The sequence below is a fragment of the Amycolatopsis sacchari genome, assembly GCF_900114035.1.
GTDB lineage: Bacteria > Actinomycetota > Actinomycetes > Mycobacteriales > Pseudonocardiaceae > Amycolatopsis_E > Amycolatopsis_E sacchari.
This window is the reverse complement of record NZ_FORP01000006.1, coordinates 121,678-140,803: the sequence shown is the minus strand read 5'-3', so window position 1 is coordinate 140,803 and position 19,126 is coordinate 121,678. Positions and strand designations below refer to the sequence as shown.

Genomic DNA, 19,126 nt, shown 5'->3' with positions numbered 1-19,126 from the left:
TGGTCGGGGAAAGGGTATGGTCTAGACCATGTCGCAAACGAGGCTGACCGGAGTCGCCGTGAGCCCCGGCCGCGCCCGCGGTCCCGTCGTCCGGGTCGCCGAACCGCTCGGCGAGCCCGCCGGCACGCCGAAACCCGAGGACCCGCAGGCCGAAGCGGCGCGGATCGCTCCGGCGACGCAGGCCGTCGCCGCCCGTCTGGAAGCGCTTTCCGCGACCGCGTCGGGCGAGGCAGCGACGATCCTGATCACCACCGCCGCGATGGCCGGGGACCCGGCGCTGATCAGCGAGGCCGAGCGGCTCGTGGTCGCCGAAGGGCTTCCCGCCCCGCGCGCGGTGTACGAATCCGCGAACGGTTTCGCCAAGACCCTCGCCGCCGCCGGCGGGTACATGGCCGAGCGCGTGCGCGACATCGAGGACGTGCGGGACCGCGTGGTGGCCGAGCTGCTCGGCGTGGAACCGCCCGGGGTGCCCGAACTGACCACGCCGAGTGTCCTGGTGGCCCGCGACCTCGCCCCCGCGGACACGGCCGGGCTCGACCCGGCGAAGGTGCTCGCCCTCGTCACCGAGGAGGGCGGGCCGACCAGCCACACCGCGATCTTGGCGCGGGCACTGGGAATTCCCGCGGTCGTCGCCGTCCGCGGCGTGCTCGCGCTCGACGCCGCCGCGTTGCTCGTGGACGGTGACACCGGTGAGGTCGAGGTCGCCGACGCCGCGGAACCGGTGCTGACGGCGGTCGCGGGCGGACCGGCCGAGTGGAACGGCGCCGGGACCACTTCGGACGGTCACCTCGTCAAGGTGCTCGGCAACGTCGGCAAACCCGCCGACGCCCGCGCCGCCGCGGAAGCCGGTGCCGAAGGAGTGGGCCTGTTCCGCACGGAGTTCTGCTACCTCGACGCCGCCGACGAACCGTCCGTCGCCGACCAGCGCGCGGCGTACGCGGCCGTGCTCACGCCGTTCGCGGGAAAGCCCGTCGTCGTCCGGACCCTCGACGCGGGTGCCGACAAACCGCTCGCGTTCCTGTCCCCCGAGGACGAGCCGAACCCCGCGCTGGGTGTTCGCGGCCTGCGCGTCGCCTTCGACCGGCCCGAGGTGCTGGACCGCCAGCTCGAAGCGATCGCGGGCGCGGCACAGGATTCCGGCGCTGAGGTCTCGGTGATGGCACCGATGGTCGCCACCGCAGAAGAGGCCGCGTGGTTCGCCGAGCGCGTGCGCGCGGCGGGCATCGCACGCGCGGGCGTGATGATCGAGATCCCGGCCGCGGCCCTGTCCGCCGGAGAGATCCTCGACGCGGTCGACTTTGTTTCGCTGGGCACGAACGACCTGGCGCAGTACACCTTCGCCGCCGACCGGCAGCTCGGCGCCGTCGCGGCGCTCAACGACCCGTGGCAGCCCGCGCTGCTGCGGCTGATCAAGCTCGTCGGCGACGCGGCGAAGGCCACCGGCAAACCGGCCGGCGTGTGTGGCGAGGCGGCGGCGGACCCGCTCCTCGCGCGGGTGCTGACGGGCCTGGGGGTGACCAGCCTGTCGATGAACGCACCGGCGGTGCGGGCGGTGGGCGCGAGCCTGGCCGCCGTGACGCTCGCGCAGTGCGAAGCGCTCGCGGAAGCCGTGCTGGCGACCGGGGACGCGAAGGCCGCGCGCGCGGTCGCGAGGGGTTAGTCCTCCTCGGCGGCGGCCAGCACCGCGTCCAGCAGGCCGGGGAACCGCGCGTCGAGGTCTTCGCGGCGCAGGGACAGCAGGTTCTCCCTGCCGTGCGGGCGTTGCCAGATGACGCCGCTGTCGCGCAGCACCTGCCAGTGCCGGGTGAGGGTGGACTTCGACACGCCCGTGAGGATCGTGCCGCAGGGCCGTTCCCCTTCGTCCGCGAGCCGCCGCACGATCTTCATCCGCAGCGGGTTGCCGAGTGCGGTCAGCACGTTCTCCAGGCGGATCTGGTGCGGTTCCGGGTGCTGCGCGAGCATGGGCCCAGTGTAGATCAGTACGCGTAGAGACGAACTTTCCTCTTGACTGACTGTACGTATATACGCGTACATTCCTACCGTGACTTCCTCGACTCGCCCCGCCTGGGTGCTCGTCCTCCTCGCACTCGCCCAGCTGATCTACGCGCTCGACCTCAACATCGTGTTCGTCGCGCTCCCCGAGATCGGCGCGGACCTCGGCTTCTCCGGCCAGACCCAGCAGTGGGTGGTCAGCGCCTACGTGGTGTTCGCCGGCGGGTTCCTGCTCCTCGGTGGCCGCGCCGCGGACCTGCTCGGCCGCCGTCGCGTGTTCGTCCTCGCGCTGGTGCTCTACGCGCTGTCGTCGCTGGCAGGAGGCCTCGCCACGGGGCAGCTGATGATCGTCGTCGCGCGGGCCGTGCAGGGGATCGGCGGCGCGCTGCTGCTGCCCGCCACCCTCGCGCTGATCGGCACGCTCTTCCCCGAAGGGCGCGAGCGCAACCGCGCGTTCGCGGTGTGGGGCGGCGCGGGAGCCAGCGGCCTCACGGTGGGGGCGCTGCTGGGCGGCGTGCTCACGCAGGCCTTCGGCTGGTCCGCGGTGTTCTTCGTCAACGTGCCCCTCGCCGGGCTGGTCGCCGTGGCCGCGCTGGCCGTGGTGCCCGCCGACCCGCCGCGCGCCACCGGACGCCGCTTCGACCTGCCCGGCGCCTTGACCGCCACCGCGGGCGCGACGCTCCTCGTGTTCGCACTGGTCCAAGGCCCGGACGCCGGGTGGACCTCACCCGGCGTCGTGCTCGCCGCGGCACTGGCCGTGGTCCTGCTCGGGGTGTTCGCGGTGGTCGAGGCACGCGGCGCGGACCCGCTGCTGCCGCCGAGCCTGCTCCGCAACCGCGCGCTCCTCACGGGGATCGGCGTGACCGCGCTCTACATGGCGACGTTCGGCACGCTGCCCTACTTCCTGACGGTGTTGTTCCAGACCGTCCGCGGGATGAGCGCGCTGCAGACCGGGCTCGCGTTCCTGGTGCCCTCGCTCGCGATCGCGGCGGGCACCCAGCTCGGCGAGCGCCTCACCGGCCGCTTCGGCGCACGCACCACGCTGGTCGCGGGCTTCGGCGTGGGCGCGGTCGGCACCGTCGTGCTCGCCGTGGGTTTCGGTGGCGGCTACGGCGCCGTCGTGCCTGGGCTGGTCGTCTCCGGCGTCGGACAGGGCGTCACGTGGACGGCGATGTGGATCACCGCGGCCACCGGCGTCGTGCCGGAGGAACAGGGCGTGGCCAACGGCATGGCCTCCACGACCCTCAACCTCGGCAACGCCGTCGGGCTCGCGGTCCTCATCGCGTTCGCCGGGGCGTCCGGAAGCCGGGCGGCGGTGCTGGTCGCCGCGGCGGGCATGGCCGTGGGCGCCGTCCTCGTCGCGTTCGCGCGGACAGCCGCTAGGAGAACAGCCCGCGACGGGGACGCCGGACGACCACTGAACCGCCGTGCACGCGTCCGGTGAACACCAGCCGGGGCGTACCCGGGAGGCCGTTGCTGCCGGTCTTGTCGTCCAGGGAGCCGTACTTGAGCTCGGTGATCGAGTTGAGGTCCACGGCCATGCCCTCGGGGACGATCACCTCGACCGAACCCCACTTGCAGTCCAGCTCGATCTGCACCGTCGGGCTCGTCACCTGGGCGTCGCTGAAGTCCAGCTTGGTCGAGCCGTACTTGCTGTGCACGACGACCTCGGCAGGCACGATCCACCGCCCGTTGCGCACGAGCGAGGAGTACTTCGCCGACAGCTCCAGCCGCTGCGAGGGATCGGTGGCCTTCGGCGGCGGGGCGCCGAGATCGCGGTTGACCGTGCCGGGGATGTCCACCAGCACGGCGTTCAGCTCGCCGCGGGTGCGGGAGGCGAGCGCGATGTCGGTGCGCTCGGTGAACTCGTCGAGGTCGATCAGCCCCCGCCCGATCGCCTTCTGCAGTATCGCGACGACGTGCTCGCGCTCCTCGTCGGACACCCGCAGGTCCCGCGGGCTGAGCGTCGCGGTCTCGGTCTCTTCGCCCATGGGGGCAGCGTAATTCGGCGGACCCCGGCCCGGATCCGGGAAAAACCCGGACTTACTCCTTGTCCAGCCCGTGTTCGATCGCGTACCGGGCCAGTTCGACGCGGTTGTGCAGCTGGAGCTTCCGCAGGGTGGACTGCACGTGGTTCTCCACCGTGCGGTGCGACAGCACGAGCCGTTCGGCGATCTGCCGCGACGTGAGGCCCTTCGCGACCAGGCGCAGCACCTCGGTTTCGCGCTCGGTCAGCCGCGGCACCGGGTTGTCGGTCGCCGGGCCCTCCGCCATCCGCCGGTACTCGCCGAGCACGAGGCCCGCCAGCCCGGGCGTGAACACGGGATCACCCGCGGCGGTCCGGTGCACGGCCTCGACGAGCTCCTGCGCGGACGCGGACTTCACGAGGTAGCCCGACGCACCTGCCTTCACCGCCTCCAGCACGTCGCTGTGCTCCCCGCTGGCGGACAGCACCAGCACCCGCGTGTCCGGCAGCGCCATCGTGATCTCCCGCGTGGCGTCCACGCCGGAGGACTGGCCCAGGTTGATGTCCATGAGCACGACGTCGGGCCGCACGGCACTGGCGATGCGCACCGCCGCGTCGGCGTCGGGCGCGGTGGCCCGCACCTCGAACCCGTGCTCCGTCAGGTCCCTGGCCACGCCGTCCCGCCAGATGGGGTGGTCGTCGACGACCATCACCGAGATCATCGCTTCCTGCCCGCCTTCGGCACCCGAACCTCCCATTCGGTCCCCCGCTCCGGAGCGGTCTCCAGGGAAATGCTCCCACCCAGCTCAAGTACCCGGCCCTTCATCGACCGGGCGACGCCGAGCTGTCCCTGCGCCTCCGCCTCGGCGAGCCTGCCTTCGGGGATGCCCGGGCCGTCGTCCCTGACGGTGACCACGACCTCGTCGGCGAGGTTCTCCAGCAGCACCCACGCCTTCGCGCCTGGCGCGTGCTTGGCCGTGTTGGACAGGGCCTCGCGGACGACGGCGACGAGTTCGGCGGTGACGCGGGCGGGCAGCAGCACGTCGTCGGCGGGCGCGGCGACCTGCACCTTCGACGAGGCGAGCAGCTGCAGCGCGGCCCGCAGGTCGGTCTCCCCCGCGCCGGTCGTGCTGGGCTCGGTGGTGACGAGCGCGCGCAACGCGATCTCCTGCTCCCCGGCCAGCTCCGCGAGCTCCGCGGCCTCGCCGCCGACCTCCGCACCACGGCGGCGCACCCGGGCCAGCACCTGCAGCACGTTGTCGTGGATGGAGCGGGCGAGCCGTTCACGCTCGGCGGTCGCCGCCTCCTTGCGCCACGCCTCCGCGAGCGCGGCCGCGGACTTGCGGGCAGTCGTGGCGCTCATGCCGATGAGCAGCCCCGTCGCGACGAGCAGCACCCCGTCCCGCGCGACGTCGAGCGTGAACGCCTGGCGCGCCACCGCCGTCGCCGCGCCGACCACGAGCCCGGCCGCCATCCCGCCGTAACCACCGAACCGCGTCCCCGCGACCACCGGCACCCCGGCGACCCAGACGGTCGTGATCAGCGGGTCCACATTGGCCAGCTGCTCGGGGCTGAGTATCAGCGGCGAGGTCAGCATCAGCCCGCACACCACCACGACGTCGAGCACCACGAACCAGCGCCACCGCCAGCGCAACGCCTCGCGCGAGTAGACGAGCCCGGTCAGCACGGTCCACACCGCCATGCAGCCCAGTACGACCCAGGCGAGCGCGGGCCGTGCGTAGTCGCGGTCGTGCACGACGACGGCGCCGAGCGCGAACAGCCACGTCACCACCCGCAGCCCGATCCCGCCCCACCACAGTGGTGCCGCGGGTTCGACGGCCGTGGGGCCGAAGCGCTGCCTCATCGATCCTCGTCCTCGACCTTCCCCGGGTCGCCGTCCGGCGCGGCCGCCTCCTGGTCGTGCAGGACGTCCACCTCCTCCGGGTGCGGGTCGGTCTCGTGCAGCAGCGAGCGGATCCCGGAGTTGAGGACGGCCAGCAGCGGCACCGCGAGCAGCGCGCCCGCGATCCCGGCGACGACGAGGCCGACGGCGATCGCCAGCACGACGGCCAGCGGGTGCAGGCGGACCGCGCGGCCCAGCAGCAGCGGCTGCAGGATGTGGCTCTCCAGCTGCATCACCAGGATCACGATGCCCAGCACAATGAGCGCGGTGACGAACCCGTTGGTGACGAGCGCGACCAGCACCGCGACCGCGCCGGCGACGACCGCACCGATGATCGGCACGAACGCGGTGAGGAACACGAGCGTGGCGAGCGGGACCACCAGCGGCACCCGCACGATCCACAGCCCGATGCCGATGCCGACGGCGTCCACCACGGCGACCGCCGCGGTCGCGCGCACGTACGCGACGAGGGAGGCGAACCCGCGCCGCCCGGCGACGTCGACCCGGTCCCGGACCTGGCCGGGCACACCGAGCATCAGGAAGTGCCAGATCCGCTCGCCGCCGGCGAGGAAGAAGATGGTCACGAACAGCGTGAGCAGGAACCCGGTGAGGATCTCGCCGACGGTGCCCGCGGTGGTGAGCGCGTTGGTGGTCAGCGCCGCCTGGTTGTGCTGCAGGTAGCCGATGGCGTTGTCGATGAACTGCTGGATCTGCTCCTGGCGCAGGTGCAGGTCGTTGATCAGCCAGTCCCGCACCTGGTCGAGGCTGTTGTTCAGCTGTTTCTGCAGCTGCGGCAGCCCGTCGGTGAACTGGATGATCACGAACGCGAGCAGGCCACCGAGGATCGCGAGCCCCCCGACGAGCACGAGCGCGGTGGCGAGCCCGCGGGGTACGCGGATGGTGACGAGGTGGGAGACGGCCGGGGCCATCAGCGCGGCCAGCAGCAGCGCGATCGAGACCGGGATGACGACCACCGACAGCCTGCCGATGAGCCACACGACGACGTAGAGCGCGGCGATGACGAGCAGGAACCGCCACGAGAAGGCCGCGGCGATGCGGAGCCCGCGGGGCACGGCGGCGGTCGTGCCGGCGTCCTCGCCGAAGGGGTGCGTCTTGGGGCGGTCGGTCACGGCATCACCCTAGCGACTCCGGCGAAACGGACGGGTACGCCCGGAAGCGTGGCGCGTACCCACTGGCACACCGCTCAATCCACACGATCGAGTGCTCCTGGTGTGTCCACTGTGTACAGCCGTCCGCTGCTTTGGTTATCTCATTTCCGGGAGTGCGAAGAGGTTCGACAGGAGCCGCCGGGCTGGGGAGGTTCGGCGGCCCATCCCCATTTCGCGGAGCGTTCCGAAGTGTATTTCGGAGCGCCCTTCCGCATGTCCGGAAAGCGTTTTCTCACCGCGCGGAGCAGGCATTACACGACTGGGTGGCACCGGTGGAAAATTACTCACCTTGCTGTTTACAGTGATCAACGAGGGCGAACAAACGACCCTCGGGAACCGCGGAAAGGATTTCGACCTTCTGGTCGAAATCGAGCCCGCACCGATGATCCTCCATCCATCGGCAACCAACGCACACGAAGGGAACCGTCCCATGCGCAAGACCCTCACCCGCACGGTCGCTGTGATCGCGCTGTCCGCCGGCGCGTTCGGCCTGGCCGGGGGCATCGCCTCCGCCGACGAGCTGACCGCGCCCGTGGTCGTGCCGCAGCACCCGACGGGCGCGGACTACGTCAACGCCTGGAACCAGTCCGGCGCGCTGCTGGGTGCCGGTGCGGCCGGCCTGATCAGCTCCGCCTGGGCGGGCGCCATCCCGTCCATCCTCGAAGGCGTGGTCGACTAGTTCGATCGAGTGGTTCGTCGTCAGGTGGGGTCTGTCTCGGGTAGTCGTTCCCGGCAGGCCCCGCCTGTGTGAAACGCCTGTTCCGGTGACGGTCGGTGAGTCCGCCGGACACTGAGCGATCTTCACACCATCGAGCGATCAAGGTCTCTCCGGGATGCGAGCCCGGTGTCACCTTTGATTACCTCTCCACTGCAAGCCCGTTCGGACAGCAATGCGAACCGTTTTCGGAAATCGCGGGACGAACGGACGAATTCCTCGGCAGGAGAACCGTGAAGCAGCAGAACGCGTCCGCGCAGCGGGGCACAGCACGTGCCCGTCGCTGGCTGACGCGCGCGCTGTTCGTGGTCGGCGGCGCCGTCGCCGGTACTGCCGCCGCGTGGGCCGTGTCCACGGCCAGCGCCTCCGCGGAAACCGCTTCCCCCGTGTCCGGCCCCGAAGCCGTCGTCCAGCAGGACGAGCAGGCGACGGCCGCCGACGCGACGGAAGCCGAGCGCGCGGAGCACACCGAGTTCCGCCTCTCGCAGGGCAAGCAGGTCGCGGCCGACGCGCTCGAGCAGAGCCGCCGCATCACGGCCGAGGTCGCCGAGTCGGTGCAGCGGTTCACGCAGCGCACCGTCGTCGAGCCCGCGCGGCAGGTGGTCGACACCGCGGTGCGGGTGACGCTCGAACCGCAGTCGGCGCCGCGCGTGCTCAGCGAGGCGCTGACCCCGTCGCACGACGTCCTGCACTTCCTGCGCCCCGCCGCCACCGGCGAGCTGATCAAGCTGCCCGGCCTGCCCGGCAGGACGGACGCCGACGAGCAGACGCAGGCCTCCGCCCCGGCCGCCGCGAACCCCGTGGCGCCGGCGCTGCCCGCCGGGCCGCTGGGCCCGGTCGCGGCCGTGCTGCCCGACGCGCACGCCGCGGCGGCGCAGCACCTCGATGCGCGGGACCAGTCCGGCCGGCAGTCGCACGCGACGCAGCCGGACCGGTTCCCGTTCTCGCCGGAGCGCGGCCCGCTGGCCCCCTCCGGCCTTCCGTTCGGCCCCGGTGGCTCCGTCACCGGTGGTCATGTGGACGGTCCGCTGTTCGGCGTTCCCGCCGGCCCGCTGACCGTCGTCGGAGCCACCGGCCTGCGTGCCGTGCGCTTCGGCATCCGGCACACGCCGGTCCAGCCGGGCGAGCAGCCCGGCGTCACGCCTGACTGAGTCGCGAGCGGGGTAGCGGAACGCGCCCTGTTCGCCGGTTTCTCCTGTGCCGGTCGCGTGTTCCCTCGCACCCCGCTTGTCCTCGTCGCGCCTCCGCCGCGACCTCGGGTGACTTCACCCACCCCACAAGCCCCGCAAGGGAACCCAACGAAGAAGGAGAAACTCTCAATGCAGACCTGGGCAAAGCGCGGATTCCAGACCGCGCTGGTCACGGGTGGCCTGCTGATGCTGGGCACCGGCATCGCCTCGGCCGACGAGAACGTCAACCCGGACACCCCCGCCGGACCGTTGGACCTGAACGCCAGCATCCCCGTCGACATCTCGCAGAACGCCGTCGGAACCCTCGGCAAGCAGGTCAACCTGCCGGATGTCCACAAGGAGATCAGCACCAAGCCCGTCACGGACAAGCTGAACCGCGCGCTCGCGCCGGTCAGCAAGACCGGGGCCCTCAAGCCCGCGTCACCCGCGCTGAGCGCGACCAACGGGGTCACGACCAAGGTCACCGGCGCGGCGAGCCAGGTCGGCCAGTCGCTGTCGCACGCCGGCGGCGGGCAGCGCACCGACCAGGTCACCCGCCCTTCGGTGGAGTCCACCGGCGACCCGGTGATGGGCAACAAGGTCGTCGGCAACGTCGCGCTGCCGATCCAGATCACCGGCAACGCTGTCGGCGTGCTCGGCGACGCCGCGGTCCAGTCCGACTCGACGCAGGTCTACGAGCACAACAGCGACGTCAGCACCAGCGGTGAGCGCGGCGGCCTCGCGGGCAACGCCGTGAACCTCGACTGGGCGCTGCCGGTGCAGATCTCCGGCAACGCGCTCGGCCTCGTCGGCAGTGGCCGGACCTCGGGCAGCGCGACGCAGTCCGCCGCCACCACCGGTGACACCACGACCGACGGCACCAACGGTGCGGTGGCGGGGAACGTGGTGAGCCCGCAGGGCGCCACCCCCGTGCAGGTGTCGGGCAACGCGCTCGGCTGGTTCCTCGGCCATGCCGAGACCGACTTCGACAGCACCAGCGAAGCCACCTCGGGCGGCTACGTCGACACGGCCGGCTCGCACGGCGCGGGCACCGGCAACGTGGCGGCGCTGCCGATCGCCCTGCCGGTCAAGGCTTCGAACAACGCCGTGTCCTGGGGCGGCGACGCCGACGCGGCAGGCAGCGCGGCTTCCGCCGCGGCCGCCGGCGACACCAAGGCGGGTCCGCACGGCGACCAGTACATCCAGACGCAGGGTGAGGAGGCGTTCCTCGGGGGGAACGTCGTCCAGCCGCAGGGTGCGGTGCCCGCCACCGTCGTGGGCAACGCCGCGGCCTGGATCGGGAACTCGGTGGCGGGCTCCGACGTCCAGCGCGCCGGGAACATCATCAGCACGGACGCGCAGGCGGGCGGTACGACGTCCACCACCGGCCAGAACGGTGCGGGTTCGGGCAACATCGTCGACGCTCCGGTCGCGCTGCCCGTCGAGGCGTTCTGCGTCGGCGGCACCTGGATCGGCAACGCTCACGCGACCGGTTGCGACAACGAGGTCGACACCGCCGCCGGTGGCAACACCTACACCAACGGCAACGGGTCGTTCCTGGGCGGCAACAGCGTGCACCCGCAGCCCGCGGGCACCGTCGAGGCGTTCGGCGTGGGCGGTTCCTGGATCGGCAACGCGTCCGGCTCGGCGACCGAGGACAAGACCGTCACCGCCGGTGGCTACAACGGCAGCCTCGGCAACGACTCGACCGGCGCCGGCAACGTCGTGCAGGTCCCGGTGGCCGTGCCCGCCGAGGTGTTCGGCGTGGGCGGTTCCTGGATCGGCCAGGGCACCGGTGCGGCCGAGGAGACCAAGGACGTCACCGCGGGCGGGGGTGGCAACACCCAGGACGACCACGGTGCGGGCAGCGCGAACCTGATCGCCGCGCCGGTTTCGCTGCCGGCGCAGGTGTTCGGCATCGGCGGCGCCTGGATCGGCCAGGGCCACGGTGCGGCCACGACCGACACCACCTCGCAGGCCGGCGGCGACCTGAAGGCCAACGGCAAGGAGGGCTTCCTCGCCGGCAACATCGGCGACGTCCCGGTGTCGCTGCCCACGCAGGTCCACGGCCTCGGCGCCGCCTGGATCGGGAACGGCTTCGGCGCGAGCGAGAACCTGACCGACTCGACCGCGGGTGGCGACAGCCACTCGACCGGCGAGGGCGGCTCGCTGGCGGGCAACCTGGTGCGGGTGCCCGTGGGCTCGGCCGCTTCGGTGTTCGGCCTCGGTGCGGTGTGGGGCGGTGTCGCCTCCGGCGAGGCGGTCAACGACGTCGTGTCCACGGCGGGCGGTGACTCCGCGACGAACGGCGACGGTGGCTCGATCGCGGGCAACGTGGTCAGCGCCGACGCGCTGCCGGTCGCCCAGGTCTTCGGCGACGCGGCCAGCCTGGTCGGTGTCGCGCGCGGCACCGGGCTGAACAACACCGAGGCCACCTCGGGCGGTGACTCCACGACGTCCGGTGTGGACGGTGCGCTGTCCGGCGACATCTTCGACGTGCCGGTCGCGGCCGTGGCTCAGGTGTTCGGCGTCGCCGCTTCGCTCGGCGGGGTCGCGCACGCGGTCGCGGACAACACGACCGTCGGCACCGTCAGCGGTGACACCGAGACGGCGGGCCACCACAAGGCGCTGTCGGGGCTGGACAAGCAGGTCCCGCTGGGCGTCGTGGCGCAGATCTTCGACATCTCGCCCGGCCTGCTCGCCGTGGCGGACTCGGACACGCGCAACGTCACGGACGTCCTCGTGGCCGACCGTGAGGCGTCGGTCATCGACCTGCCCGCGAGGACCTCGGAGCTGTCGGCGACCAGCCTGCCGAAGCTGCCCGACCTGCGCAGCCTGCCCGCCCAGCGGTCGGCCCGCACGGACCTGACCGACATCGCCACCAACATGTCGCTGCTCCCGAAGAACGGCGCGCTGCCGTCGGTGGACGCGGTGCCGGGCGCGGAGGCGGTCACCGCGGTGCTGCCGAAGCTGCCGCTGGCCCCGGGTGCCGACGCACTGGCCGGTCAGCACGTCCTGCCGGAGAACGTCGGCGGGGTGCTGCCGCAGGCCCAGCTGCCCGCGCTGCCGAACCTGGACGCCAGCCCGGCGTCGCTGGTCGACAAGCTGACCGGCGGCGAGGGGCTGCGTCTGCCCTTCCAGCACTGACGCGGAACCGGACGCGGGTCCGGGGCAACGGCGCCCCGAACCCGCGTCCGGGTGTCAGCCCAGCTGCACGGAGCGTTTGGCGAGGCCGTACCAGTAGCCGTCGATGACGGTCTCCGGTGCGGCTTCGTCACCCGCGCCGAGGGTCACGAACAGCGGCGCGAAGTGCTCGATGCGCGGATGCGCGAGCGTGGCGGCCGGGGCCTTGCGCTGGAAGTCCAGCAGCGCGTCGACGTTCCCGGTGCGGAGCATCTCGTCGCCCCACGCGTCGAACTCGGCCGACCAGAGCGGCGGGCGGCCGTCGGTGCCGTCCACCTGGCGCATCGCGGCGAGGTTGTGCGTGAAGAAACCGCTGCCGATGATCAGCACCCCTTCGTCGCGCAGCGGCCGGAGCTTGCGCCCGAGCGTGAACAGTTCACGCGGGTCGAGCGAGGGCATCGACAGCTGCAGCACCGGGATGTCGGCGTCGGGGTACATCTCCACGAGCGGCACGTAGGCGCCGTGGTCGAGGCCGCGGTCGGGTGCGTCGTGCACGGGCGTACCGGGTCCGTGCAGCAGCTTGCGGACCTTCTCGGCGAGTTCCGGTGCTCCCGGCGCCGGGTAGGTCACCTGGTAGTAGCGCTGGGGGAAGCCCCAGAAGTCGTAGACGAGCGGGACCGTCGTCGTGGCGCCGAGGGTGAGCGGCGCCTCCTCCCAGTGCGCCGACACGACCAGGATCGCCTTGGGGCGCGGCAGTTCCGCCGACCAGTCCGCGAGCTGGCGGGTCCACGTGGCGTCGTCGGCGAGCGGCGGCGCGCCGTGGCTCAGGTACAGCACGGGGGTCGCACCCATCGCAGCCTCCATCGGTTGAATGTTCAACTACGAAGATAACCGACGTCCGCGGGGCGGGAGATATTCCACGTGCCCGGAACCGGTCAAGAGTGGCGGAGGCCGTGGGGCCCGCGCCTATCCTCAGGCATGACGGTCCCCATCGGGAACGTGCTCGCCTACTTCGCGGTCTGCCTCGGACCGCTGCTCGTGTTCTGGCTGTTCGCCAAGCTCCCCCGCGTCGCCTTCGCCTGGCGGGAACGACGGCGCCCGCCGGCCCCGGCCGGCCCGCCCATCGAACGCCTGGCCGCCGACCTGCGCCGCGTCCGCCGGGCACTGGACCGGTTGCCCCCGCACGCCCCGGCCGTGCGCCGTTTCGCGACGGAACAGGCCTACGACGAGCTGCTGGCACAGGCGTGCCGCGCCGTCGGCGAGGAGCAGTGGCTCGACACGCTGCCGCCCGGGCTGGAACGGGAGATCGAGCGCCTGCGGGTCGAGGAGAGCCTGCACCGCTGCGGCGTCCTCGGTTCTTGACCTTGACACCGTGACAAGGTCTTCACTGGTGGGGAGGAGGTGGTCCCCATCAACCCGACATCCACACGGCTGCTGGACGCACTGCGGGCGGACAACTCGTCGGTGCGGCTCAAGGCGGCTCTCGCGGCGGGTACGCAGCCCGACCCCGGCTTGGTCGACGCACTCCTCGCGCGGTGCGCCGTCGAGCCGGACTTCTTCGTGCGTGACATGCTCACCTGGGCGTTGACCCGCTTGCCCGCGGAGCTCACGGTGCCCAGGCTCCTGGCGGAGCTCCGCTCCGAGCGCGCCCAGGCCCGCAGCCAGGCGTTGCACACGTTGTCCAAGATCGGGGACCGGACGGCCTGGCCCGCGATCACGCGGTCGCTGCTGCACGACGCCGACGACGAGGTCGCGCGGAGCGCGTGGCGTGCGGCCGTGGTGCTCGTGCCCGCCGGGGAGGAGAAGGAGTTGGCCACGCAGCTGGCGGCACAACTCGGCCGTGGCGACCGGGCCGTGCGGCTGAGCCTCAGCCGGGCGCTCGTCGCGCTCGGGGACGTGATCGAGCCGGCCCTGCGGGAGGCGATGACGAACGCCGACCCCGAGGTGCGCGCCCACGCCAGGGCGACGCGGCGCCTGCTCCAGGACCCGGACGCCGGTTTCGACCTGGACGTCGACGAGGCGAAGCGGATCGTCGCGCTCGGCCCGGAGCGGGGCGCGTGACCGGATGCTGATCGGCGAGGTGGCGCGCCGGTCCGGGGTGAGCACCCGGATGCTGCGGCATTACGACTCACTCGGGCTGGTGCGCCCGACCGGCCGGACCGTGGGCGGCTACCGCGAGTACTCCGAGGAGGACATCCGGCGGATCTTCCACGTGGAAGGTCTGCGGTCGCTCGGGCTGTCGCTGCGCCAGATCGGACGGGCGCTGGAGGACCCCGCCTTCACCCCGTCCACGCTGGTCGGCGACCTCATCCGGCGGACAGAGGAGCGGCTGAAGCGGGAGCAGGAACTGCTCCAGCGGCTGCGGGCGATCGACGCCTCGGCGCCCTCCGGCTGGCAGGACGTCCTGCGCACCGTCGAACTCCTGCACGGCCTCGGCTCACCCTTCGCCGCCCGGCGGCAGCAGGCGGTGCTGGCCGAGGACCTGCCGGTACCCGCCGAACTGCTGGCCAGCGCGGTCCTCACCGAACCCGACGCGAACGTCGCGGGCGCCCTGCGGTGGGCGCTCGCGCGCACGGGTGACGGTGTGGCGAGCCTGGCGTCCGGCCTGAGGTCGGAGGACGCCGGCATCCGGCGCCGGGCGGTGCTGGCTCTCGCGGAGCTGCCCGGGGACGAGGCGACGGCGGCGCTCGCGGACGCACTGGACGACCCGGACCCGGGCGTGCGCCGGCAGGCCGCCCTCGCTTCGGCGCGGCGTGGCGCGCCGACGGCCGTGCCGACGCTCGTCGAAATGATCATCGAGGGTGCGAACGACGTCGAAGCGGCCGAGGTGCTGGGCACGCTCGCGTCGGACCCGGCTGTGGCGGACCGGATCATCACCGCGCTGACCGGCGCGCTCGCCGAAACCGCGGATTCCGCCGCGCGCATCCGCGTGACCCAGGCACTGCTCGAGCTGCCGAAGGCCGCCGCGCGGGAACTCCTGGCGCAGCTGGCCCACGACAACGACCAGTCGGTCGCCCGCGTCGCCTCGGCTCTGCTCGGCGTCCTCGACGAGCGCTGAACCCGGCTCAGGTCTGGGCGAGGTCCGCGAAACGGCTGTAGTGCAGCTGGTGCGCGACGACGATCGTGCTCGTCGGGCCGGCACGGTGCTTCGCCAGGATCAGGTCCGCCTCGCCGGCACGCGGGTCGTCCCGCTCCCACGCGTCGGGGCGGTTGATCAGGATGACCATGTCGGCGTCCTGCTCCAGCGAACCGGACTCACGCAGGTCCGACAGCATCGGCCGCTTGTCGGTGCGCTGCTCGGGACCACGGTTCAGCTGGCTGATCGCGACCACCGGGACTTCGAGCTCCTTCGCCAGCAGCTTCAGCTGCCGCGAGAACTCCGAAACCTCCTGCTGCCGCGATTCGACGCGCTTACCGGACGTCATCAGCTGCATGTAGTCGACCACGACGAGCTTGAGGTCGTTGCGCTGCTTGAGCCGCCGCGCCTTCGCCCGGATCTCCATCATCGTCATGTTCGGCGAGTCGTCGATGAACAGCGGTGCTTCGCTGATCTCGCTCATCCGCCGCGCCAGCCGCGTCCAGTCGTCGTCGGACATGCGGCCACCACGCATGTCGGCGAGGCGGATGCGCGCCTCGGCCGAGAGCATGCGCATGACGATTTCGATCCGGCTCATTTCCAGCGAGAAGATGACGCTGGTCATGCCGTGCTTGATGGAGCAGGACCGGGCGAAGTCCAGCCCCAGTGTCGACTTGCCGACACCGGGACGGGCCGCGACGATGATCATCTGACCGGCGTGCAGCCCGTTGGTGACCTCGTCGAGGTCGGCGAACCCCGTCGGCACCCCCTGCGCGGTGCCACCGCGGGACGCGATCGCGTCGATCTCGTCCATCGTGGGCTGCAGCAGCTCTTCCAGCGCGATGTAGTCCTCGCTGGTGCGCCGCTCGGTGACCTCGTAGATCGCCGCCTGCGCGCGGTCGACGACCTCGTTGATCTCGCCGCCCTCGTTCGCGGCGCCGTAGCCGTACTGCACGATCCTCGTGCCGGCCTCGACGAGCCGCCGCAGGATCGCCTTCTCGGCGACGATCTCGGCGTAGTACCCGGCGTTCGCGGCGGTCGGCACCGTCGCGATCAGCGTGTGCAGGTACGGGGCGCCGCCGACGCGCGCCAGCTCGCCGCGGCGCTCCAGCTCGGCGGAGACGGTGATCGGGTCCGCCGGCTCGCCGCGGCCGTACAGGTCGAGGATGCAGTCGTAGACCGCCTGGTGCTTCGGCAGGTAGAAGTCGCTCGGGCCGAGGGCCTCGACCACGTCGGCGATCGCGTCCTTCGACAGCAGCATGCCGCCGAGCACCGACTGCTCCGCCGCCACGTCCTGTGGCGGCTGCCGGTCGAACTCACCGCGTCGCGGCCCCGGGTCCTCCGGACCGGGATCGGATGCGTAGGCGGGACCGCGGTCGTCCGTCAGCGCCACCGCGCGGACACCTCCTCGTCAAGCGAACACCAGTTCGATTATGCCGTCTCACCGGCTCGGCGCCCACCTCTGGGGGCGGGCGTGTCGCGCACTGCGCGCTACTGCTTCCCGGGCACGCTAGATCGCTCGGAAGGAGCAAGGCAAACCTGCCTGTTGATCGCTTGGGGACACCTTGTGGACAGCTTGTGGAAGAGCAGGCCGAACGAATCACAGGTGGCCCCGCGACTGTGTACAACTTGGGGACAGCCGTGAGGTGACCCGGGAAAAGCGCTGGTCAGACCCTGTGGGCAAGCTGTGGACAACTCTGCGGAAAACTCGTCGGCGTGTCGCGACGACAGGGTTCTTCGGCGTGTCGCGCTGACGGTTGTGCACGACGGGGCAGGTCGGCCTGTGGATGATTGCTACGGACGGTAGACAGGCAGGCGCCTGGGCTGATCGGGTGATACCGGCCGCGTTCAGCCGAGCGCGCTCAGTGCGTTCCGTAACCGCTCGGCGAGCACCTGGGGGGCACCGGGGGTGAAGACGACGAGCGATTCGCCGCGCCCGGGCCGCTCCTCCATCAGCCAGCGCCCTTCGGCGGTGTCCACGAAGTTCAGCGGCCGTTCACATCGGCGGCGGGTGCCGCTGCGCGTGCGGGCGGCGACGTAGAGGCTGCCCGCACCGGTGCGCGGCGCCTCCATGATCCGCTTCATCTCCTTCGCGGGCGCCGGTGCGGCGTCACGCCCCGAGCGCATGACGGTGTACTCGCCCTCGGGGAGCGCGTCCCGCCCGGACTCGAACTCGGCCTTCGTCGTGACGAGGGGCTGCCCGGGCGCGGGTCGTGCCGCGGGGATCTGGTTGACGAACCCGTCGAGCAGTTCCTCGGGCCGCTCGGGCGCGAGGATCACCGTGTCGTCGGTGAGCACGCGGACGAGCACGAACGCGCCTCCGCTGCCGCTGCCCGCGTACACCGTGAAATTGCCCGGGGTGCCGGGGAACTGTCCCTCGAACCAGCCGTAGTACTCGACGTCCGGGCGCGAGATCGACTCGACCGCGTTGAGCAGGCCGCGGTCCATACCGCGCGGCCCCATCAGCCCGTGCTGCGTGAGCAGGGAGTTGACCTCCTGGTCGACGCCGCGCTGGGCGCTCTCGTCGAACCAGACGGGCATGCTGGACAGCGTCGGGTGCGGCTCGCCACCGCGACGGCGGATCAGGTTCAGCAGGATCGGGGTGGCGAGCTTGATCGGGGTGGTCAGCACGTCACTCGCCGATCACCGGCGGGGCGGTCAGCTCGTCGGTGCCGAACAACTCGTTGGGGTCCTCGCTGACCAGGTACTTCGTCTGGTGCTCCTCGTCCTCGGAACCCTTGCCGCGGCCGCCGTGCCCCATACCGGCCATGCCGGAGGTCCCGGCCCGGCCCGCGGCGCCCGCGCCACCCGCGCCGGCCAGACCGCGCCCGGCACCCGCGGCGCCGCCGGCGGCACCACTGCCCGCCCCGGCGCCGGTGCTGGAGCCCGCGCCGAGCGAACCCGAACCGGCGGGCCCGAAACCGGCGGCACCGATCGAGCCGACGCCACCGGGGCCGAACCCACCACCGGAACCGGAACCGCCGCCGGTGCCGCCGAGCCCGTAACCCGAGCCGGTCGGACCGAAGTCGCTGCTGAAGTCCGTGCCGGAGGTGCTGGGCCGGTACCCCGCGGCGGAGGTGCTGTCGTCCCACTTCGGGGACTGGTAGCCGGGGTAGGTGGAGCCGGGCACGTTCGGCTGGTAGCCGGGGTCGTGACCAGTCCCGCTGCCGGTGCCCGTGCCGGTGCCGAAATGCGAGCCGGACGTGCCGGGGAGGTTCCCGGTCGACCCGCCGGGGATGCTGCCGACACCGCCACCGGGGATGCTGCCGACGTTGGACGGCTGGTAGCCCCCGACGTTGCCAGTGCTGGGCGTGTTGCCGATGTGGCCGTTGCCGTTGGTGTCGCCCGTGTCGCCCTTGCCGTTGCCGTCGGAGAAGGTGTTTCCCTGCCAGGCGCTGAACTGCGGCATGCCCGCCGCGTTCTGCGCGCTCGCCTGGTAGTAGGCGTTGAAGGCCTCGACGTTGGTCTGGCCCTGCTCGTTGTACTTGCGGATCTCGTCGTCCTTGTCGCTCCACGGGTTGATGTGGTCGACGAACCCCGCGTGCGGCGGGGTGGCGGCGATTTCCTGGACCTTGCGCTGGGCGGCGTCGAAGGCGTCGGCCTGGGAGGTGAGGTAGCCCTGGCTCTTGGTGAGGTTGCTGGCGGAGTCACGCAGCCAGATGCCGAGCGGGTGCGCCCCGGCCTGCACCTGCTGCGAAGCGTCCCCCTGCCAGGCGGCGTCCATCGCCTTGTTGATCTCGTCGATGAGCTGGGCACGCTGGTCGTGCACCGACTGCAGCTGGCCCGCCGCGCCGGCCCCCTGGTGCAGGGAGTCGGCGCTGCCGGGGTGGATCTGCTCCCAGATCTGCCGCGCGTCGATGGTCCGCCCGCCGACGCTGGCCTGCCGCTGCTGGGCCTCCGGGCCGGAGAAGAGGTCGTACAACCCGCCGGCCACCGTGCCGATGATGGTGCCGGTCCCGGGCATGATCGCGGTGCCCACGGTCTGCCCGATCAGCGCGCCGTTCCCCATCTGC

At 72.0% G+C, this 19,126-nt stretch carries 17 protein-coding genes; 8 read left to right on the top strand and 9 right to left on the bottom strand.

Annotated features, from left to right (window positions below; translation table 11 throughout):
- The first annotated feature begins 28 nt into the window (after positions 1-28).
- The gene (gene ptsP, locus BMZ92_RS12810; protein ID WP_091506577.1) at positions 29-1,660 is read left to right on the top strand and encodes a phosphoenolpyruvate--protein phosphotransferase; all 1,632 of its coding nucleotides are present in this window, start codon (positions 29-31) and stop codon (positions 1,658-1,660) included.
- Here ptsP and BMZ92_RS12805 read toward each other — a convergent pair.
- Entirely contained in the window at positions 1,657-1,962 is a 306-nt protein-coding gene (locus BMZ92_RS12805) for an ArsR/SmtB family transcription factor (RefSeq protein WP_091506574.1), read from the bottom strand. The genes ptsP and BMZ92_RS12805 overlap by 4 nt on opposite strands.
- A gap of 79 nt (positions 1,963-2,041) precedes the next feature.
- Here BMZ92_RS12805 and BMZ92_RS12800 point away from each other — a divergent pair, with 79 nt between their 5' ends.
- The gene (locus tag BMZ92_RS12800; protein ID WP_177228659.1) at positions 2,042-3,436 is read left to right on the top strand and encodes an MFS transporter; all 1,395 of its coding nucleotides are present in this window, start codon (positions 2,042-2,044) and stop codon (positions 3,434-3,436) included.
- Here the strand turns inward: BMZ92_RS12800 and BMZ92_RS12795 are convergent.
- Genes BMZ92_RS12795 through BMZ92_RS12780 form a run of 4 tightly spaced genes read right to left on the bottom strand, consistent with a single transcriptional unit; the run spans position 3,372 to position 6,991 of the window.
- A complete protein-coding gene (locus BMZ92_RS12795) occupies positions 3,372-3,983 on the bottom strand; it encodes a DUF1707 SHOCT-like domain-containing protein (protein WP_091506570.1) in 612 nt (203 codons plus the stop codon). The two genes, BMZ92_RS12800 and BMZ92_RS12795, sit on opposite strands and share 65 nt — an antisense overlap.
- A 52-nt stretch (positions 3,984-4,035) precedes the next feature.
- The gene (locus BMZ92_RS12790) at positions 4,036-4,680 is read right to left on the bottom strand and encodes a response regulator (RefSeq protein ID WP_091507065.1); all 645 of its coding nucleotides are present in this window, start codon (positions 4,678-4,680) and stop codon (positions 4,036-4,038) included.
- The gene (gene macS / locus BMZ92_RS12785; protein WP_091506567.1) at positions 4,677-5,822 is read right to left on the bottom strand and encodes a MacS family sensor histidine kinase; all 1,146 of its coding nucleotides are present in this window, start codon (positions 5,820-5,822) and stop codon (positions 4,677-4,679) included. The genes BMZ92_RS12790 and macS overlap by 4 nt, the downstream gene beginning before the upstream one ends.
- Positions 5,819-6,991, bottom strand: a complete 1,173-nt coding sequence (locus BMZ92_RS12780) for an AI-2E family transporter (RefSeq protein ID WP_091506565.1) — start codon at positions 6,989-6,991, stop codon at positions 5,819-5,821. Before BMZ92_RS12780 ends, macS begins: the two co-directional genes overlap by 4 nt.
- 469 nt (positions 6,992-7,460) lie before the next feature.
- Between BMZ92_RS12780 and BMZ92_RS12775 the strand changes: the two genes are divergently transcribed.
- The 3 genes from BMZ92_RS12775 to BMZ92_RS12765 all read left to right on the top strand — a co-directional run bounded on the left by BMZ92_RS12775 (position 7,461) and on the right by BMZ92_RS12765 (position 12,061).
- Positions 7,461-7,709, top strand: coding sequence for a hypothetical protein (locus tag BMZ92_RS12775; RefSeq protein ID WP_091507063.1), 249 nt, complete (start codon positions 7,461-7,463; stop codon positions 7,707-7,709).
- Positions 7,710-7,978: 269 nt separating this feature from the next.
- The gene (locus BMZ92_RS12770) at positions 7,979-8,896 is read left to right on the top strand and encodes a hypothetical protein (RefSeq protein ID WP_091506563.1); all 918 of its coding nucleotides are present in this window, start codon (positions 7,979-7,981) and stop codon (positions 8,894-8,896) included.
- Between the two features lie 168 nt (positions 8,897-9,064).
- Positions 9,065-12,061, top strand: coding sequence for a beta strand repeat-containing protein (locus BMZ92_RS12765; protein ID WP_091506561.1), 2,997 nt, complete (start codon positions 9,065-9,067; stop codon positions 12,059-12,061).
- 54 nt (positions 12,062-12,115) lie between these two features.
- On the opposite strand, the gene BMZ92_RS12760 is transcribed toward BMZ92_RS12765, so the two are convergent.
- Positions 12,116-12,889 carry a dioxygenase family protein gene (locus BMZ92_RS12760; protein WP_091506558.1) on the bottom strand — a complete coding sequence of 258 codons (774 nt, stop codon included), beginning with the start codon at positions 12,887-12,889 and terminating at the stop codon, positions 12,116-12,118.
- Between the two features lie 126 nt (positions 12,890-13,015).
- On the opposite strand from BMZ92_RS12760, the gene BMZ92_RS12755 reads away from it, so the two are divergent.
- From BMZ92_RS12755 to BMZ92_RS12745, 3 genes are read left to right on the top strand one after another with little or no spacing between them, the layout of a single operon-like run.
- Positions 13,016-13,399, top strand: a complete 384-nt coding sequence (locus tag BMZ92_RS12755) for a hypothetical protein (RefSeq protein ID WP_091506556.1) — start codon at positions 13,016-13,018, stop codon at positions 13,397-13,399.
- Between the two features lie 39 nt (positions 13,400-13,438).
- Positions 13,439-14,098: a HEAT repeat domain-containing protein gene (locus tag BMZ92_RS12750; RefSeq protein WP_091506553.1), complete on the top strand. Its 660-nt coding sequence runs from the start codon at positions 13,439-13,441 to the stop codon at positions 14,096-14,098.
- A 4-nt stretch (positions 14,099-14,102) separates the two neighbouring features.
- Positions 14,103-15,095 carry a HEAT repeat domain-containing protein gene (locus BMZ92_RS12745; protein ID WP_091506551.1) on the top strand — a complete coding sequence of 331 codons (993 nt, stop codon included), beginning with the start codon at positions 14,103-14,105 and terminating at the stop codon, positions 15,093-15,095.
- A gap of 7 nt (positions 15,096-15,102) precedes the next feature.
- Here the strand turns inward: BMZ92_RS12745 and dnaB are convergent, their stop codons facing one another.
- From dnaB to BMZ92_RS12730, 3 genes are all read right to left on the bottom strand, one after another.
- Positions 15,103-16,506 (bottom strand): replicative DNA helicase, encoded by a 1,404-nt coding sequence (dnaB, locus tag BMZ92_RS12740; protein WP_091506548.1) that lies wholly within the window; start codon positions 16,504-16,506, stop codon positions 15,103-15,105.
- 455 nt (positions 16,507-16,961) lie between these two features.
- The gene (locus BMZ92_RS12735; protein WP_091506545.1) at positions 16,962-17,744 is read right to left on the bottom strand and encodes an ESX secretion-associated protein EspG; all 783 of its coding nucleotides are present in this window, start codon (positions 17,742-17,744) and stop codon (positions 16,962-16,964) included.
- A 1-nt stretch (position 17,745) separates the two neighbouring features.
- Positions 17,746-19,122, bottom strand: coding sequence for a PPE domain-containing protein (locus BMZ92_RS12730; RefSeq protein ID WP_091506543.1), 1,377 nt, complete (start codon positions 19,120-19,122; stop codon positions 17,746-17,748).
- Positions 19,123-19,126 lie beyond the last annotated feature (4 nt).